Source organism: Chitinophaga sp. 9-1-y (assembly GCF_059511905.2).
Genome location: NZ_CM197955.1, coordinates 8,061,760 through 8,079,581 on the forward strand (window position 1 = coordinate 8,061,760; position 17,822 = coordinate 8,079,581).

Here is a 17,822-nt window from a genome sequence, read left to right on the forward strand (position 1 = left end):
ATGGCAGAACAGGCCGCCACACATCCGGAGCTTTTACCTCATTTATTCCGTTTGGAATACACTAAAATGACGGCAGTATTATGCCGTCATTTTGGCCTGCAACATATAGAGATAGCGGAAGATATTGCCAGTGACACTTTTCTGCGGGCTGCAGAAACCTGGGGAATAAATGGTATTCCGGAGAACCCGGCCGCCTGGTTGTATACTGTTGCTAAAAACAAAACCAAAGACTATCTCAAACACTTATCCGTGTTTGAATCACGGGTTAAAAATGCGATCGGTACCAATGAAGTGGCTGCGGAACCCGACTTCGATTTTTCTCCTCAAACCATTACAGACAGCCAACTGGCGATGATTTTTGCTGTTTGCAATCCTGCCAATTCCAAAGAAGCACAAATATGCCTGGCCCTGCAAATTCTTTGTGGATTTAGCGTGGAAGAAATAGCCGCTGCCTTTCTCACTAAAAAAGAAACCATCAAAAAAAGATTATTGAGAGCCAGGGCGCAGCTGCGGGAAGACCATTTCGAAATTAAGGTACTGGATAAATCTACTATTGCAGCACGACTGGATACTGTTTTAAAAACGTTGTATCTCTTGTTTAATGAAGGTTATTTTTCCACGTCTCATAACCAGGCCATCCGTAAGGACCTTTGTTCAGAAGCTATGCGGCTGACCCTTATATTAACAGAAAGTGCATTGGCTGGTACTACGTCTGCCAATGCACTGTTGGCGTTAATGTGTTATCAAAGCTCCCGGCTCGATGCCCGTGAAAATGATATGGGAGAAGCAATCTTATATGAGGAGCAGGACAGCAGCTTATGGAGTATACCGCTGATTGAAAAAGGTAATTACTACCTGGTGAATGCCTGTTCCGGTGATGCTATTTCGCAATATCACCTGGAAGCTGGTATCGCTTACTGGCACACAACTCCCACTGATCAGCATAAATGGAAACATATTCTTCAACTCTATGATCAGCTGGTCCTGGTGGCGTATACCCCTATGACGGCGCTAAACAGGACCTTTGCTTTTGCAAAAGTACATGGTCATGCAGCGGGCATCCTGGAGGCAGAAAAACTACAGCTGATGGAGCATGATTACTACTATGCGCTGCTGGCTTATTTATGGGCGGATACGGATGTGCATAAAGCCGTTGATTATTATCATAAAGCCATCTCCCTCACTCGTTCAGCATCTACCCGGAAAACGTTGCAGAAAGCAGTAGCAATGCTGCAACAGCCTATATCACATTAGCCTCAGTTACTGATCGCTGCGATATTGATTTCCGGTTGTGGATGTATGACGGGAAAGTCGATATACCCGGTGTCTCCTCCTTCATAAAAAATGTTGAAGTCTGCTACGGCTAAAGGTGTATGGTGCCGGAATCTTTCTACCAGGTCCGGATTGGCAATGAAGGGTTTGCCATAGGCAATCATATCTGCCAGACCGGCTTGCAGCAGGGCTTCTCCCGATTCGGCGGTATGGCCGCCTGCTACGATCAACAGTTGTTTAAAGCGTTGGCGTACTTGCTGTAAATAATCGGCAGAGATGGTAGATACGCCGTTCACCAGCATACCGGACAGGTGAATATAAAGAATGCCCAGTTGTTGCAGGGCTTCAGTGATATACAGGTGGGTGGCTGTTTCTTCTGCGTAAGGGGGCAGGTCGTTGATGCCCACAAAGGGGGACAAACGAACGCCGGTATGTTCCCTGCCGATGGCGGCAGTTACTCCTTCCATGATGTCCAGCAGGAAGCGGCTGCGGTTAGCAATGCTGCCACCGTAACGGTCGGTTCGTTGGTTGGTTTGCGGGTGCAGGAACTGATCGGGTAAAAATCCGTGGGCGCCATGTATTTCTACGCCATCGAAACCCAGCTCCATTGCGGTGACGGCAGCTTGTATATGTGCATCCACGAGGGCTGTGGCGCCTGCGGTACTCAGTACGTCCGGTTGCGGCATCGGATGGTGTTCGTTGTTGGGCGTGCGGATGATATCGGCAGCTTTCAGGGAAGAGGCGCCCACCAAAGGAAGGTGGTTTTCATGGTTGAAGGGATGTCCGATACGACCGGTGTGTACCAGTTGCACAAAGATTTTCCCATCTCTTGCATGTACTTCTTCTACTACTTTTTTCCAGGCGGCTTTTTGTGCGTCATTGTAAATGCCGGGAGCATTCAGATAGCCGACGCCGTTAGGTGCCACTGCGCTGTTTTCTGCAATGATTAAGCCGGCGCCTGCCCGTTGTCCGTAATAAAGCGGTGCGGAATCACTGGGAATAGCCTGCTCTGAGCGGCGTCTGCTCATAGGCGCCATGACTACCCTGTTTTTAAATGTAACGGAAGGGGTAACAAGTGGAGATAATAGTTTTTTATGTGTGTTCATGACTGATTATGTTTGTAAAGGCAAAATTAGTGGCCGCAGTGACGGGGGAACAGTGACAAAGAGGGGTTTCTTTTGTAATTTTACAGGTTAGAAGTATGTTATCCCATAAAGACAATCAGATATGGAGCAAAAAATATTGCATCAGCCGTTTGAGTTATACGTATCAGATATGGAATGCTGGAAAGAGCGGCCATTGATCTATCATTTCTTCGAGATTGTCCAAATCGTGGAAGGGACCGGTGTTCGTACTACCAACTGGAACGACTTTCCCTATGAAAAGGGAAGTATTTTTTTGTTTACGCCATTGGATTGCCGGGGTTTTAATGCTACCACTCCTACCCGTTTCTGTTCTATTCGTTTCTCGGAGGTATTCCTGGGACAATATAAAAATGCGCAGGATCGGGAAAGGATTGTACAATGGTTAAAACAGCTGGAACATATCTTCTCCCATCACAACCGTTTTCAGCAATTATTAGTAAAAGATGCGGGTGACTGTCAGCAGATTATTACACTAATGAATCTTGCGGTGCAGGAGTATGAAAATAAGCAGGCTTTTCATGAAGAGAACTTGCAGCACCTGGTAACGCTGTTGCTGAATATTTTGTCGCGTAATGTAACGGATAGTACAGCGCCTACCGGCGGTACGGCTGCGTGTGATGCTGAGCCATTAATTAACCGCATGCTGATCCATATCAGGCAGCATATCAGCGATGCGGATAAGTTGAGAGTAGATTACCTGGCGGCGCATTTTAATCTCTCTGTCAATTATGTGGGAGAATATTTCCGGAAGCTTACGGGGGAAAGTTTACAGCAGTATATCACGCAGTATAAAATAAAGCTGATACAACAGCGGCTGGCGTTCAGTAATCTGACTATCAGCCAGATAGCGGGAGAGCTGGGTTTTACCGATGAAAGCCACTTAGGACGACAGTTCAGAAAGCATAGCGGGGAAAGCCCATTGGAATACCGGAAACGCGCTAAATTATCGGAAAGTCAAATTTAATTTATTGAAAATCAGGCTATTTAATAGTTTTTAAATTTTTTTAAAAATATTTGTACCATTTGGTAAAATATCCATATCTTTATTACAGAAAATCATTCCACATGCTACACAAACCAAATAATCCAACATAGTCTTCTTTTCTTTTCGCTTTGTCATCACTCTTTTTTTTATCACTATTGTACTAAACGGTACAAAAACAATCACATGAAAACTACCAACGTATTATATAAGACCGTTACCGTAAATCACCAGGACATATTTTACCGGGAAGCAGGTGCGCCCGATGCACCCACAATCCTGTTGTTACATGGTTTTCCTACCAGCTCACATATGTACCGGGATTTGATAAATGACCTGGCAGACAGGTACCACGTTATTGCTCCGGATTACCCGGGATTTGGGCTTAGCAGTATCCCGTCGCTGACCGCTTTCGATTATACCTTCGATAACCTGGCGCTGATCATGGAGCAGTTTATTGATACGCTTGGCTTAACAAAATTTACCTGGTATTTGCAGGATTACGGCGGTCCAATCGGCTTCCGCATTATTACAAAGAGACCGGACCTGGTAAAGGCATTGGTGATACAGAATGCCAATATATATGACGATGGCCTGGGGCCAGAAGTGCAGATTTTGGGTACGCTGGAAGGCGAGGCACTGCTGGCGGCTATTGGTAAAAAACTAACGCTGGAGTATATCAGGAAAGAACACCTGCTGGGTGCTGCCAATGCGGAACGCGTTAGTCCCGATAGTTATCAGCTGGCACATTTCTACATGAACAGGCCGGGTGTGCAGGAAGTGCAGATCGCACTGTTCCTGAATTACAGTACCAATTTCCCGAAATATCCTGAATGGCAGCAGTACCTGCGTACACAGCAACCACCGGTATTAGTGGTATGGGGTAAAAATGATGAAATCTTTACCTGGCCGGGTGCCGTCGCTTATCAACGGGATGTGCCGGATGCTGCCGTGCATTTGCTGGATGGCAGCCATTTTATGCTGGAAGAATACCATGAAGAAGTAGCCTCCCTGATACATGACTTTTTGAAAAAATTATAACCACCTAAAATAATTATCTATGTCTGACAAGAAAATTGCCATCAATGGATTTGGAAGAATTGGAAGATTGTTTTTCCGCGAAGTATTTAACCAGCAAGGCACAACGATAGTTGCCATCAATGATTTAACCAGTCCGGCTGTATTGGCCCACCTGCTGAAATACGATACGGCCCAGGGCCGCTTTGACGCTACAGTTACAGCTACCGAAGATGCCATTGTGGTCAATGGAAAAGAAATAAAAGTGTATGCTAAAAGAAATCCTGCGGAGATCCCCTGGGGATTACATTCGGTAGATGTGGTACTGGAGAGTACCGGTTTTTTCACCGATAAAAACACGGCGGCTGCACACATTACAGCCGGCGCCAAAAAAGTAGTCATCTCGGCGCCCGCCACCGGCGACATCAAAACCATTGTATACCACGTGAATCATGATATACTGGATGGCACAGAAACTATTATCAGCTGCGCTTCCTGTACTACCAACTGCCTGGCTCCCATGGCACAGGTATTAGATGATTCGTTCGGTATCGTAAACGGGCTGATGACTACCATACACGCCTATACGAATGACCAGAATACACATGACGCGCCTCACAGCAAAGGAGATTTGAGACGCGCCAGGGCCGCTGCGCAAAACATCATTCCTACCAGCACCGGCGCTGCCAAAGCCATAGGACTGGTGTTACCCAAGCTGAAAGGCAAACTGGATGGCACTTCACAACGCGTACCCGTTATTGCAGGATCCTTAACAGAACTAACAGTAACGCTGCAACGTAAAGTAACGGTAGACGAAGTAAATGCCGCCATGAAAGCTGCTGCCAACGAAAGTTTTGGCTATAATACCGATGAAATAGTGAGCAGTGATGTAATTGGCATGCACTACGGTTCCCTCTTTGACGCCACACAAACAAAAGTACTCACTACCGGCGATCAACAGATGGTGAAAACAGTCAGCTGGTATGATAATGAAATGAGTTATGTTTCGCAACTGGTGAGGACGGTGAAATATTTTAGTGAAGCTTTTAGCCATTAGCTGTTAGCTATTAGCAAAATGCAGCGGAGATGAACATTTATAAATGTCATCTCCGCTGCATTTTAATTTCCGCTGCATTTTGCTAATAGCTAACAGCTAATGGCTAACAGCTATTTCACTACTTCCACCCATTTGCCTGGCTGGAAAGCATGTATGGTATTGTCATACATCGCTTCACAGGCCGTAGCTGGCAGGTAGTATCTGCCGAGGTAAGCGGCATTTAGCAATACATTGTATGTGCGCTTCTTATTTTCTTCAATGTTGAAATAAGTATACACCCTGTCATCACGGATATCCATATACGTAGATGGTGATGTATGGAATGCGCTGTCATTTTCCATTAAGCGGGTATTGAGTATTTCCCAGCCTGACGGGAAGATTTGCGACAATGCCATTTGTTCGTAATAGCCACGCTTGCCAGGGTTGGTGAGGGTAACGGTGGCCATGAAGTCGCTGCCCTGTCTGAGGGTGGCGGGATCCAGTGGTTTGCCGTCGCGGGTGCTGTAGCTCACCTGCATACTTAATACATCCGGATTGTTAGTCGCTACTGGTTCCTGGCCGGCATCTGGTTGTCCCTGCAGAATGAGGCGTACATACAGCACGTTTTGCCCATTATTCTGGATGCTGATATTGCCGGCATTGCTGTTAAAGTTAACAGGAATCTGCGTCACGAACGATTGGCCATTTACGCTGCCTTTAACTCCATTGAGAGTATAGTTAAAGCTCATTTTGCTGCCACCTTTATTGTTGCCGCAGTATTTGGCAATAGCGATCAGTGCATAAGCTGTGGTTTGGGTGCTGTACCATTGGTCGTTTTGCGATAACTGCGCCGCAATTTGTTTTACCAGTTCGTTGGCGCGGTTACGTTGTCCGAGGATGGTAATGGTTTCCAGTATCATGGCTTTATCGCGCAGGTCTGAACCGAAGGTACCCCCTAACTGCGTATATGGCTTCACGTCAGTAGCCAGGTTTTGCACCAGTGAATTGGCTACCTCCGGCTGGCCGGAGAGCTTGTAAGCGGCTGCCAGACGCCATTTGGCGGGAACAGACAAATACTTGAATTCCTTTAACCGGTTCATGGCGCCTAATTCCGGTGATTTAGCCAATGCCAGCAGGTACAGGCGGTAAGCCTGTGTGAGATCTCCGCCGTAGAAGTTGAGCGTGCTGGGGGCCCAGGTGCTGGCTTTGTTACGCTGGAATTTCTTCCACTGATCCAGTAATCCCGGTGGCAGTGTGTAACCCTGCGCCTGTGCTTCTATGAGGAAATTACCACCATAGTTGGTACCCCACTCATCGGAGTTCCCTCCGCCAGGCCAGTAGCTGAAGCCTCCGTCTGAAGTCTGGAAGCTTTTCAGGTGATTGATACCGGCTTTTACATTACGGTCTATTTCCGCCAACTGGCTTTCTTTGACATCCATCAGCTGATTCAGTACCAGTTGCGGGAATACGCCGGAAGTGGTTTGTTCTATACATCCATGCGGATACTCAATGAGGAAGCGTAAACGCTTGCCCAGGTTCAGCGATGGAATGGTTGATACCTCCAGGGTACCGCTGTTGGTGCCCGCCATGCCTACGGGGCTATAAGCAGATTCCCAGCTCCGGTTGGCTTCCAGTGTATTTTCAATGATGTTGGTAATCACCGGATTCGGATTACGGACATTCAGTTCTATATTTTCTTCTGCTTTTTCCGCGCCACTGCTGGCTACTACTTTGATTTTAGCAACACCGGTTTGCGGTCTTACTTTCACATCGAAGTATACCAGCTGTTCTCCCGGTTGAGAGAAGGTCACTGTTTTAGTTCGTTCTCCTACAACTTCCAGCAGCGGGCTGGTGCTGATGGTCACGCTGGCGTTGCGGATATTCGGTTCCAGGCCAAACACGGTGACTGGTACCTGTATGGTTTCAGACGGCCCCAGTACGCGTGGCGCCGTGGTGAGCAGCATCAGCGGTTTCTTTACGGCTACTGCTTTTTCTGCAAAGCCGTATGCACCATCCTGACCGGCTACTACCATGGCTTTTACGGAGCCGATATAAGGAGGTAGTTTGAATTTGTGGGTTTGTTTTTGTCCTGTTTTCAGGTAGAAAGGCCCCATGTATTTAACCACGGGTTTAAAGCGATTGGCCTTAGCACCACCGGCATTTTTGTCCAGTCCTTCGTCACCACCAATGCTGAGGATACGATCCATATCTGCTCCCCAGGCGCCAATAACGAAATCATAGAGATCCCACGTTTTTACGCCCAGCGCTTCTCTTGCATAGAAGGCGCTATGTGGATCCGGTGTTTTGAAGCGGGTAAGATCCAGCAGGCCTTCATCTACAATGGCAATGGTATATGTCATTGGTTTACCATTGCTTTCGCTTACAGATATGCTGGCTTCTGTTTCCGGCTTCAGCTTATCAGACATGGTAATCACTGGTTTCAGAATGGTACCGGGATCTTCCACGGAAACAGGGATAGTGCCATACATACGGATGGGTAAGTCGTTGAGGGTTTGCGCATGTTTTTGCAGCAAACTAACGTTCACGTATATATTAGGCGTCATGTTTTTCTCCGCCTTGAATTTGAAGGTGGTTTGTCCCTGTTTGGTGGTGATCCAATAGGTCTTCAATACTTTACTGCCTGATTCGATGCTTACCAGTCCGCGTCCGCCTTCACTGCTGGGGATGGTGAGGGTAATATCATCGCCGGTTTTGTATTGTTGTTTGTCGGATGTGAATACAAGCATGGAGGCTTCTGCAGGATTTTCTTTCTGCATTCTCTGCGCCCAGCCCGGCCAGTCGAGGTAGATGGATTTACCTGCTGTATGGCCACTTTGCAGGTCTTTCACTCTTACCAGGTATCTTCCCCAGTCCGGAGAATTTATCTGTAAATTCCATTTGCCTTTACCATCCTGCAGGGTCACTGTTTCTTTACTCAGCAACTGGTTGTAGCTGTCTTGTGTAAAGTTGGAGTAGTCATCATCGGAGCCTTCATCCCACCACCATCTCCATTTTATCTTGTACAGCTCTACCTGCACTTCTTTGCTGCCTCTGCTGAGGTTACCGTTGCCGTCTACATCTACCAGGTCAATGCTATGTGGCTGGTCGGTGAGTAGCATACCGGTGGTGCGATCGCCTGTTGGCATGCGTAAGCCTACATAGGAAGTAAATGGATTGTATGGCATGGAGAAGTGATCGATACTGAAATCGCCTCCTGGTTCAAATACTTTTACTTCGAAGTTGGCTTTGAGTTGTCCGGGTGCCACTTTACCCAGTTGGAGGTCGGCATTCACAGGAGCCGTGCCATTTTCGTTGAGTGGGCCTTCGAAAATGGTTTTATTTTCCGCATCGAAATGCGTTACCGGATCATCGAAGGAATAGTCTGTGAAGTTTTTAAAGTTGGTGGTGCTTTGTACGAGTGATACGTCTACTTTGGCTTTGAGGTGCTGGGCGGTAGCGCCAAACAGCCACATGGCCGACAGGGTGCCCGTAGAGCTGCCTTTCGACAAAGAAACATTATTGCCGAAATCCATCTTTATTTTAAGCCGGTTAGGCTTCACGGTTTCTATGCGAACATTTTTCTGGAAGGTGGCGCCGCCTACTTTTACTTTCGCTACCCAGCTACCGGTAGGATCATCTGGTGCGGTGGCGGTGGCAAAGCTATAGAAGCCGTTGAGACCTTCATGTTGATTAATACGTTTGTATAGTTGTCCTTTTGGGTTATATAATTCTAAGGTGACCGGGTGATCGGCAGGTAGTTTCGCGCCTTTATCTTCCAGGATGAAAGTGAGGTAAACAGAATCACCGGGGCGCCATACGCCACGTTCGCCATAGAGGAAGCCTTTGATACCGTTTTGTACTTCTTCTCCTTTTACATCGAAGCGGCTCAATGGCAAGGAGCTACCGTCATCCAGTTTCAGGTAGCCTCTTTCATTTTCTTTTTTGGCGATGAGCAGGTAAGGTTTGCGCTTTAGGTCAAAGGAAGCCAGTCCTTCTCCGTCACTTTTGGTTTTATAGATTACCTGGTTTTGATAGTCGAGGAGTTCCAGTTCTACGCCTATCATTGGTTTGGTATCGCGTATATCCGTTACCGCTACCATCATGCTGTTATCATTGCCTCTTTTGGCGATCAGGCCAATGTTGGAAGCAATGATATTGCGGGAAGCCCATTTGTCTTTGCTATAATAAGAGTTAGAGCAGGCGTCATTGCGGCGGTCCCAGTTATATCCGTAAGGATAGTAGCTGTCGTAGCGCTGCCAGAAGGAGTCGTCTTCATCAATTTTTTCGCCGCCGTAATAATCTCCTTCGTCGCCTTCGTCTTCATAGATGGAGACATATGTTTTGTTGCCGGTGGTGTCTGCGGAGCAGGCGGTCATGGCATATGCTTTACGGAAGCCGATGGTGATACGGTAAATAGCGCCTGGTTCGGTACGGAGCATTTTATCGAGGTCGAGGAAGAAGCGGTTTTTCTTGTGCAGGTTCACTGATTTATCCACATCGAGGCGGATAGTTTTCTCTACTACGGGCTTGCCTACACGACGTAGTTCCTGGCTGCCGTCCAGGTCATTGCGTTGCAGGTATTGAGGGACGTTATTTTCATAAATTTTGATGATGGTAACGTCTACAGCGTTGAGGTTTACGGCTTCAAACGGCATCACCAGTTTATTGCTTTCCGGCAGAATCACGCCTTTGCCGGGAATGCTGACGGAAGGTAATGTATTTTCAAAGTTAACGTTGGCGCTAAAGGTTTTGCCCAGGCGTTTATCTGTGATGTTTGTCACCGCTTCATCTACCAATACGTTGTAGTTGCCTTCTAGCCTGGTGGGGGTATATACGCTTACTTCGCTACCATCAATGGTATAGCGTAAGTCGCTTTGACCGCTGATACCGATAAGTCCTTCCAGGGTTTGAGCCATGCTAACAGGATCGGAGAATTGTACGAGCAGGTGTTGTTCCGGATCGGATACGGCTTTAACGTCTAATACTTTGAAGTCGCCAATGGCAGGCACTTCGATGGTCTTTTTTTCGGTGACATTCTCCACTTTCAGCGGGGCGCCATTCCAGTTGAGTTCCAGGTTGCGGCCAATATTAGCGCGGGCAATATTGGCAATGGTGAAGCGGGAAGTACGTTCGGTGGCGTTGTGTTGCCAGGTGATGGGCAGGCTTTTGCCGCCTACCTGGGCAGTGAGTATTTTTTCGATGGCCTGCGGATCTTCTACGTCGGCGGTATACACGGCCCCGGTGCAGGTCATGCGGTCGAGGGTATTGTTACTACTGGCTTTCAGCCCGAAGTTTTCAATAGAAAACGAGGGCTTGATAATCTTGAACTCAAAATCAAAAGATTTCAGTTCTTTAGGAACATCAATGATTTTACCCAGCTTAAAGTTGGCCTGGTAGGTTTTGCCAGGCTGCAGATTTTCATCCGGCCGGAATTCAATGGTGGTAGCATCCACCCAGTATGATTTACCCTTGATAGAAGGAGAAAATTCGAATACCTCCTTGTCCAGGGCTTCGTTCTGGGTGTGTGTGACATTGGTTTGCCCGGTCAGGTGAACCCTGATGGCGCTTTGTTTAGAGATGATACCAGCGGTGTATGCCTCAATATACCGGGCAAATTCCGGATTCATTTCTTTTCGGGTGGTACGGCAACCACTGATAACAAACAGGGTGGCCATGAAAAGAAATAAGGCTGCTACAACAGTAAGCCGTTTTAATGGGTGCATCAGTAAGGATGTTAGGGTGATTAACTATTAGGTGCGAATGTCGGGAAATTTATTGATATGGGGCGTTGGGGCTGGGTTAGGCTGATTTTCGCGATTTTTTGTCTTAGAACAGGATTAGACTGATTAGACTGATTATATTTTTTTGATTTAAAAAGATACAGACGGAAGGAGGCTAATACATCTACCATCTTCTCTATATCTTTCTAAATCAAAAAAATATAATCAGTATAATCAGTCTAATCCTGCCCCAGGACAATCTCCGCTACACCATTTCGCCTTTTTGCAGGCGGATAAACTTATCTACACAATCTGGCAGTTCTTCTTCGTAGTGTGTAACAAAGATGAGGGTAACGGGCATATGGGCGCAGAGTTGTTCTATTACCTGCCTGAAGTGTATTTTTTGTTGTGCATCCAGCCCCTGGCAAGGTTCATCAAAAATCAGCAGGGGCGGATTTTTCACGAGGGCGCGTGCCAGCAAGGTAAGACGCTGGGCACTTTCAGACACCTGTTTGAATGGCGCGTTAGCATGTTCGGAAATATCGAGTACACTCATCCAGTCGTTGGCAATTTGCAGTTGCTCCGGTGTGGCAGGCCTGGTGCTGCCGATGACATCGGAGAAACCGGAGCATACTACTTTCAGGCAGTTATCGCGGGAGGTAAAGTACTGATGTAATTCAGGCGATACAAAGCCTATTTTCTTTTTAATATCCCAGATGCTTTCCCCGGTGCCGCGTTTGCGGTCGAACAGCCATAACTTGTTGGCGTATGCCTGTGGGTTATCGCCATTGATCAGGCTGAGGAGGGTAGATTTACCAGCGCCGTTGGGGCCGAGTAAAGCCCATTTGTCGTTGGGTTTCACCGTCCAGTTGATGCCATTGAGAATGGTGTTTTCGCCATATTTGATATGGATATCTTCCATGCGTACAATGGTTTCAAAGGGGGTGCTGGCGCTGTTTTGTACCAATGCGGTTATCTTATCGGTAGCCATCGTGGGCAGGGAGGCGGTTACAGGAGCCGGCAGGGGCAACTGTAAAAACGCTTCGCGGGTATATTTTCCTGTAATGGCGCCATTTTCCAGCGTGAGTACGTGGGTAATATGATCGGGTATTTCCTGAGGCGTAGTGGCCAGTAAAACGGTGGTACCAGCGGCAATGATTTCGTTGATCATCTGGCTGAAATCTTTGCGGGTCTGTACATCCAAACCAATGTAAGGGTTGTCCAGCATCAGCAGTTGTGGTTGCTGCAGGAGCGCACGGGCAATCATGACCCTACGGGTTTCGCCATTAGATAATTTGATAAGGCGTTTTTCAAGCAGTGGCTCAATACGCAGTGCCCGTACCAGTGCCGGTACAGTGGTTATTTCCAGGTATTCCATCACGGTGGGGGAATTATCGGCGTCCATGCTGTTGAAGCGTTGCTGATAATAGAAGTCGGTGGTGGTATTGGAAAGATTCCGGAAAGTATGATGGTGGCCTACCATAGCAATCAGGTTGCGGTAGTTGAACCAGGGATCGGTGATGGTATGACGGCTGCAATAGTCGTCGTAAAAATGGTAATGAATGCTACCATTGATAATATTGAATTTACCGAGTATGGTATTTAGCAGGGCGGTTTTACCGGCGCCACTGGGACCGGTAATGGCCCATTGCTCTCCTTTGTTGATCTGCCAGGTAAGGGTATCGAATAAGGTTTTGTCGAGGTACCTTACGGTGATATGTTCCATGGAGAGGAACGGCGTTTGCTTGTCTGTCATGGTTTGCACGATTGGGCTAAATATTCATCTGTCGGCATAAAAATAATAGTATTATTGAAAGCATCCAGTAAATTTATGAGCAAATTGAGGGTATGATTTGGAAGATAAAAACCTTTGAGGAACTAACGGTAGCAGAGCTCTATGCCATCCTACGTTTGAGGAGTGAAGTATTTATTATAGAGCAAAATTGTGCTTACCAGGATTTGGATAATACCGATCAGAAAGCGCTGCATTTAATGGGGCTGGATGAACAGGGCCAACTGCTGGCTTATACCCGCCTTTTTGCGCCGGGAATTAAATATACAGAAGCCTCTATTGGGCGGGTAGTTACTTCGCCCCTGGCAAGAGGAAAAGGGGCCGGCCGGGAGCTGATGGAGCGTTCTATATTGGAGGTGCAGGGGCATTATGGTAAGGTGCCTATTAAAATTGGTGCGCAACAATATTTGCAACGGTTTTATACCTCCCTGGGCTTTGAGCAAACCAGTGATACTTATTTGGAAGATGGGATTCCGCATATAGAGATGTTGAGGAGCTGAAAGCAGAAAGCGGAAAGCAAAAAGCTATTATAGCGAATGATTAGCGCGAGTATTTGAATTATTTATCCGCTTTGATCATTCGCTATAATAGCTTTTTGCTTTCCGCTTTCTGCTTTCAGCTTATCTTTTCGGTATTTTTTTCTGTTTAACCTCCACTTTAGGCGCATGCTCTTTCAGGCGATAGAAAGGAATTATGTAAGAGACGGTGTATTGCACATCGAATACAGATCTCTTGGAGCCGTTACCAAAACCCGGGATGACCAGTGGTGTAAAGTCCGGCTTTTTTACATTGTTGATGAGAATGCGTTCGCGGATGTTCCAACCCATGAAGAAGTTCTTGAGAATTTCCGCTTTCATGCCTACTACCAGTTCTATCCAGTGTGCGTTTACATTTGTTTTGGGGATGCTGCCGGTGAGCTGATCTCCCCAATAGGCACTTTTCATTTTATAGGTAGGCACTTCATAGCTGAAGTGGGAGAAGCCGTAACGAATACCGCCATAGAACATGTTTTTCTCCGTAGGGTATTGTCTTTTCAGGAAATTATAATCTACCCCCAATGTCATAAATATGCCGCTGCCCTTGTAGGTATAGTTGGTATCGCTATACGGTGTGCTGGTGAATCCTCCTTCAAAGGCGGCATATAAATTACTGTTGATACGGGCATCGGCAACTACTGTTACTTCTTTGCGGTAAGGATAGTAGATTGCAGAAACGATGCGGCTAAGATCCACGCCCACGCGTATACCACCGGGAATGTACCAGGAGCTGTCTTTAGCGGGTATAATTATTTTATGGGCAGAATCCACCACCATTTTATGGGTAGTATCTGCTTTGATCGTTTTGTGCAGGGTATCCGGTTTAATGGCTGCCGGCTTATTTTGAGCAACAGCAGCAACAGTAAAGAGAATACTACTGACTGACAAGGAAATATATAAGAAGATGCGTGTCATTGCTGCTGGTTACGGACTTATTATTAATCTGAATATACCCGATGGTATGTTTGGTAGTAAGAACGGTATCCAGGTTGAAATAGGTACCAAACCCACAACCCGGAGAGATAAATTGTTTCACGCGTGAGTACCGGAAAGTCAGGGTATCAGCTATTGCAGTAGAATCTACCTGTAGGTAAAACTGGCTGCTATCGGCCACGGGTGAAAGTTGAAAGAACACATCTATCAAGGGTTGTTTCTTGTAAATGGTATCTTTTTTTAGCGCATACGCCGTTACCTTGGGCATAATAGTATCCCTGATGAACAGACCGTTGGCGCTATCGCGCTTAAAGTGGATATGCAGATCATTGCGCAGTGTTTGATCACATACCTTGGTTTCATTTTCGCAGGCGATGATGCCGGCAAAAATGAAACCTGTGAGTAATATCTGGTAAATCCTTTTCATTGATTGCTTACAAGTTGGCAAGATATTAAATTCCCAGCTCCTTTTTGAGGAATCGGGCGGTATGGCTGTCTTTACAGGTGCTTACCTGCTCCGGCGTACCAGTACATAAAATGGTACCGCCACCTCCGCCGCCTTCTGGTCCAAGGTCTACAATATAGTCTGCCATTTTGATAACGTCCAGGTTGTGTTCTATGACCAGTACCGTGTTGCCGCGGTCTACCAGTTTATTCAATACTTTCTGGAGCAGTTGTATATCCTGGAAATGCAGGCCTGTAGTAGGTTCATCGAGGATATAAATGGTTTTGCCGGTATCTTTCTTGGAAAGTTCGGTGGCCAGTTTTACCCTTTGTGCTTCCCCTCCGGAGAGGGTAACTGCGGATTGTCCCAGTGTAATGTAGCCCAGACCAACATCCTGGAGGGTTTTTATTTTACGGTAAATCCAGGGCACCGGTTGGAAAAATTCCACGGCTTCATCTACGGTCATATCCAGTACATCGGAGATGGATTTGCCTTTATAGCGTATTTCCAGTGTTTCGCGGTTATAACGGCGACCATTACACTTTTCGCAATGTACGTATACATCCGGCAGGAAGTTCATTTCTATGACGCGCATGCCGCCGCCTTCACAAACATCACAGCGGCCTGTTTTTACGTTGAACGAAAAACGGCCTGCATTATATCCCCTGATTTTGGCTTCTGGTACAGAGGCGAACAAGGTTCTGATATCGGTAAAGAATCCGCAATAAGTAGCGGGGTTGCTGCGTGGTGTACGACCAATAGGCGATTGATCAATCTCAATCACCTTATCAATAAACTCCAGTCCCTTGATGCTTTTATAGGGCATGGGAACTGCTTTGGAGTCGTATGCATGTTTAGAGAGAATGGGATACAGGGTTTCATTGATCAGGGTAGATTTACCACTGCCGGAAACGCCGGTAACGCAGATGAAAGTGCCCAGGGGCAGTTTCAGGTTTACATTCTTCAGGTTGTTGCCGGAAGCGCCTTTCAGCTCCAGGAAGTTGCCATTACCTTTACGGCGGGCAGGTATTTCCGCGGCAGTTTTACCATTGAGGTAGCCGGCAGTAGGCGTATTGAGCTTGAGTATTTCTGCAGGTGTTCCTTGTGCAATGATTTGTCCGCCGTGTTTGCCGGCGCCAGGGCCAATATCTACCAGGTGATCGGCGTGGAGCATGATGTCTTTATCATGTTCTACAACAATCACGGTATTCCCCATTTCCTTCAGGTTACGGAGGGCATCAATCAGTTGCATATTATCGCGCTGGTGCAGGCCGATGCTCGGTTCATCGAGGATATAGGTAATTCCCATCAGCTGTGATCCGATCTGGGTGGCCAGCCGGATACGTTGTGATTCGCCACCACTCAGGGTCCGGGTAGGACGGTTCAGTGTCAGGTAATTGAGGCCTACATTGAGGAGGAAGCCGAGTCGCTCGCGGATTTCTTTGAGGATATCTTTGGCGATGGCATTTTGTTTTTTCTCGAGACGGTCTTCGATATCACCAAACCAGGCCAGGAGCTTATCCAGGTCCATGTTACCCAGTTCAGATATATTTTTCTCATCGATTTTAAAGAACAGGCTTTCCTTTTTGAGGCGGGCGCCGTTACATTCTGGGCAGGTGCTGAGTTGCATAAAGCCTTCGGCCCAGCTGCGCACATGATCGGAAGAGGTATCATTAAAATAGCGGCGTACCATATTTACTACGCCTTCGTATTCGGTGGCGTATTCTGTATTGCCACTGCCTTCGTCGTAGTTCATATCTACTTCCAGCTTCCCGTTTTCATCGCCGAACAACAATACGTTGAGGGCTTTTTGCGGGATGGCGGAAATAGGACCGGTTAAGGAAAACTTATATTTTTTAGCGAGTTGTTGTACCTGTTTGAAGGTAAAGGTGTCGCGGGCTTCGCCTAATGGTTTGAGGCCGCCATCGGTGATGGATATGCTGTAGTCCGGAATGATTTCATCCATATTGATCTGGTAGATGCTACCAAGACCTTTACAGCGGGGACAGGCGCCATAGGGCGAGTTAAAGGAAAAAGTGTTGGGACTGGGCTCTTCGTAAGAAAGGCCGGTATCTTCACACATGAGTTGTTTACTGTACTGGCTTACCTTGTTGGTATCATGGTCCATGATAAACAGGAGGCCTTTACCCATGGTGAGCGCTTTTTGTACGCTCTGGCTGATACGGGTACGGGCGCTTTCCTGCACCTGTATGCGGTCTATCACCAGTTCGATGTCGTGGATTTTATAACGATCCACCTGCATTCTTTCTTTCAGGTCCTGTATTTCTCCGTCGATCCGCACTTTGAGGTAGCCTTGTTTGCGCACCTGTTCAAACAATTCCCGGTAGTGGCCTTTACGTCCCCGCACCAGTGGAGCGAGGATGGCCAGTTTTTTATTGTTATAATGTTTGAAAAGATGCGCCAGGATTTCCTCTTCCGAGAAGCGCGTCATCGGTTTATTGGTATTATAGGAGTAGGCAGTGCCGGCGCGTGCATAGAGCAGGCGCAGGAAGTCATATATCTCCGTAATAGTACCAACAGTAGAACGCGGGTTCTTATTGGTGGTTTTCTGTTCTATAGAAATAACGGGAGAAAGGCCGGTGATCTTGTCTACATCGGGTCTTTCCATGTCGCCGATAAACTGGCGGGCATAAGCGGAAAAGCTCTCCATGTAGCGGCGTTGTCCTTCAGCATACACTGTGTCAAAAGCTAGTGATGATTTGCCGCTGCCACTAATGCCAGTGATAACCACCAGTTTATTTTTGGGCAACTCCAGGTCCAGGTTTTTCAGGTTATGCTCCCGTGCGCCAAAGATGGCTATTTGTTCATCTGCCGGGGCTTGCGCAACGGTAGTAGCGGGTACATTCTCTTTTTTCTTTGCCATAATATTAAACTACTAAGCTACACCATTATTGTGAAAGCATAAAGCTCAAAGCATAAAGCA

The 17,822-nt window shown here is 47.0% G+C and carries 11 protein-coding genes; 5 read left to right on the forward strand and 6 right to left on the reverse strand.

Features of this window, described 5'->3' with window-relative positions:
- Positions 1–1,254 carry a DUF6596 domain-containing protein gene (locus tag AC5ZC7_RS32260; protein ID WP_496161259.1) on the forward strand — a complete coding sequence of 418 codons (1,254 nt, stop codon included), beginning with the start codon at positions 1–3 and terminating at the stop codon, positions 1,252–1,254.
- A 2-nt stretch (positions 1,255–1,256) separates the two neighbouring features.
- Here the strand turns inward: AC5ZC7_RS32260 and AC5ZC7_RS32265 are convergent, their stop codons facing one another.
- On the reverse strand, positions 1,257–2,378 hold the full coding sequence (locus AC5ZC7_RS32265; RefSeq protein WP_496161258.1) for an oxidoreductase: 1,122 nt from the start codon (positions 2,376–2,378) through the stop codon (positions 1,257–1,259).
- A gap of 121 nt (positions 2,379–2,499) precedes the next feature.
- Between AC5ZC7_RS32265 and AC5ZC7_RS32270 the strand changes: the two genes are divergently transcribed.
- From AC5ZC7_RS32270 to gap, 3 genes are all read left to right on the forward strand, one after another.
- The gene (locus AC5ZC7_RS32270) at positions 2,500–3,381 is read left to right on the forward strand and encodes a helix-turn-helix domain-containing protein (RefSeq protein ID WP_496161257.1); all 882 of its coding nucleotides are present in this window, start codon (positions 2,500–2,502) and stop codon (positions 3,379–3,381) included.
- 204 nt (positions 3,382–3,585) lie between these two features.
- On the forward strand, positions 3,586–4,440 hold the full coding sequence (locus AC5ZC7_RS32275) for an alpha/beta fold hydrolase (protein WP_496161256.1): 855 nt from the start codon (positions 3,586–3,588) through the stop codon (positions 4,438–4,440).
- Between the two features lie 19 nt (positions 4,441–4,459).
- Positions 4,460–5,473 carry a type I glyceraldehyde-3-phosphate dehydrogenase gene (gene gap, locus AC5ZC7_RS32280; protein WP_496161255.1) on the forward strand — a complete coding sequence of 338 codons (1,014 nt, stop codon included), beginning with the start codon at positions 4,460–4,462 and terminating at the stop codon, positions 5,471–5,473.
- A 110-nt stretch (positions 5,474–5,583) separates the two neighbouring features.
- On the opposite strand, the gene AC5ZC7_RS32285 is transcribed toward gap, so the two are convergent.
- Both AC5ZC7_RS32285 and AC5ZC7_RS32290 read right to left on the reverse strand, forming a co-directional pair.
- Complete coding sequence (locus AC5ZC7_RS32285) at positions 5,584–11,175, reverse strand: MG2 domain-containing protein (protein WP_496161254.1); 5,592 nt, start codon at positions 11,173–11,175, stop codon at positions 5,584–5,586.
- 262 nt (positions 11,176–11,437) lie between these two features.
- Positions 11,438–12,928, reverse strand: coding sequence for an ATP-binding cassette domain-containing protein (locus tag AC5ZC7_RS32290; protein WP_496161253.1), 1,491 nt, complete (start codon positions 12,926–12,928; stop codon positions 11,438–11,440).
- A gap of 92 nt (positions 12,929–13,020) precedes the next feature.
- On the opposite strand from AC5ZC7_RS32290, the gene AC5ZC7_RS32295 reads away from it, so the two are divergent.
- Positions 13,021–13,464, forward strand: a complete 444-nt coding sequence (locus tag AC5ZC7_RS32295) for a GNAT family N-acetyltransferase (RefSeq protein WP_496161252.1) — start codon at positions 13,021–13,023, stop codon at positions 13,462–13,464.
- A gap of 120 nt (positions 13,465–13,584) precedes the next feature.
- Here AC5ZC7_RS32295 and AC5ZC7_RS32300 read toward each other — a convergent pair whose 3' ends face one another.
- From AC5ZC7_RS32300 to uvrA, 3 genes are read right to left on the reverse strand one after another with little or no spacing between them, the layout of a single operon-like run.
- Positions 13,585–14,415, reverse strand: coding sequence for a DUF6048 family protein (locus tag AC5ZC7_RS32300; RefSeq protein ID WP_496161251.1), 831 nt, complete (start codon positions 14,413–14,415; stop codon positions 13,585–13,587).
- Entirely contained in the window at positions 14,375–14,860 is a 486-nt protein-coding gene (locus tag AC5ZC7_RS32305) for a DUF6452 family protein (RefSeq protein WP_496161250.1), read from the reverse strand. Before AC5ZC7_RS32305 ends, AC5ZC7_RS32300 begins: the two co-directional genes overlap by 41 nt.
- Positions 14,861–14,885: 25 nt before the next feature.
- On the reverse strand, positions 14,886–17,762 hold the full coding sequence (gene uvrA / locus AC5ZC7_RS32310) for an excinuclease ABC subunit UvrA (protein ID WP_496161249.1): 2,877 nt from the start codon (positions 17,760–17,762) through the stop codon (positions 14,886–14,888).
- Positions 17,763–17,822: the final 60 nt, after the last annotated feature.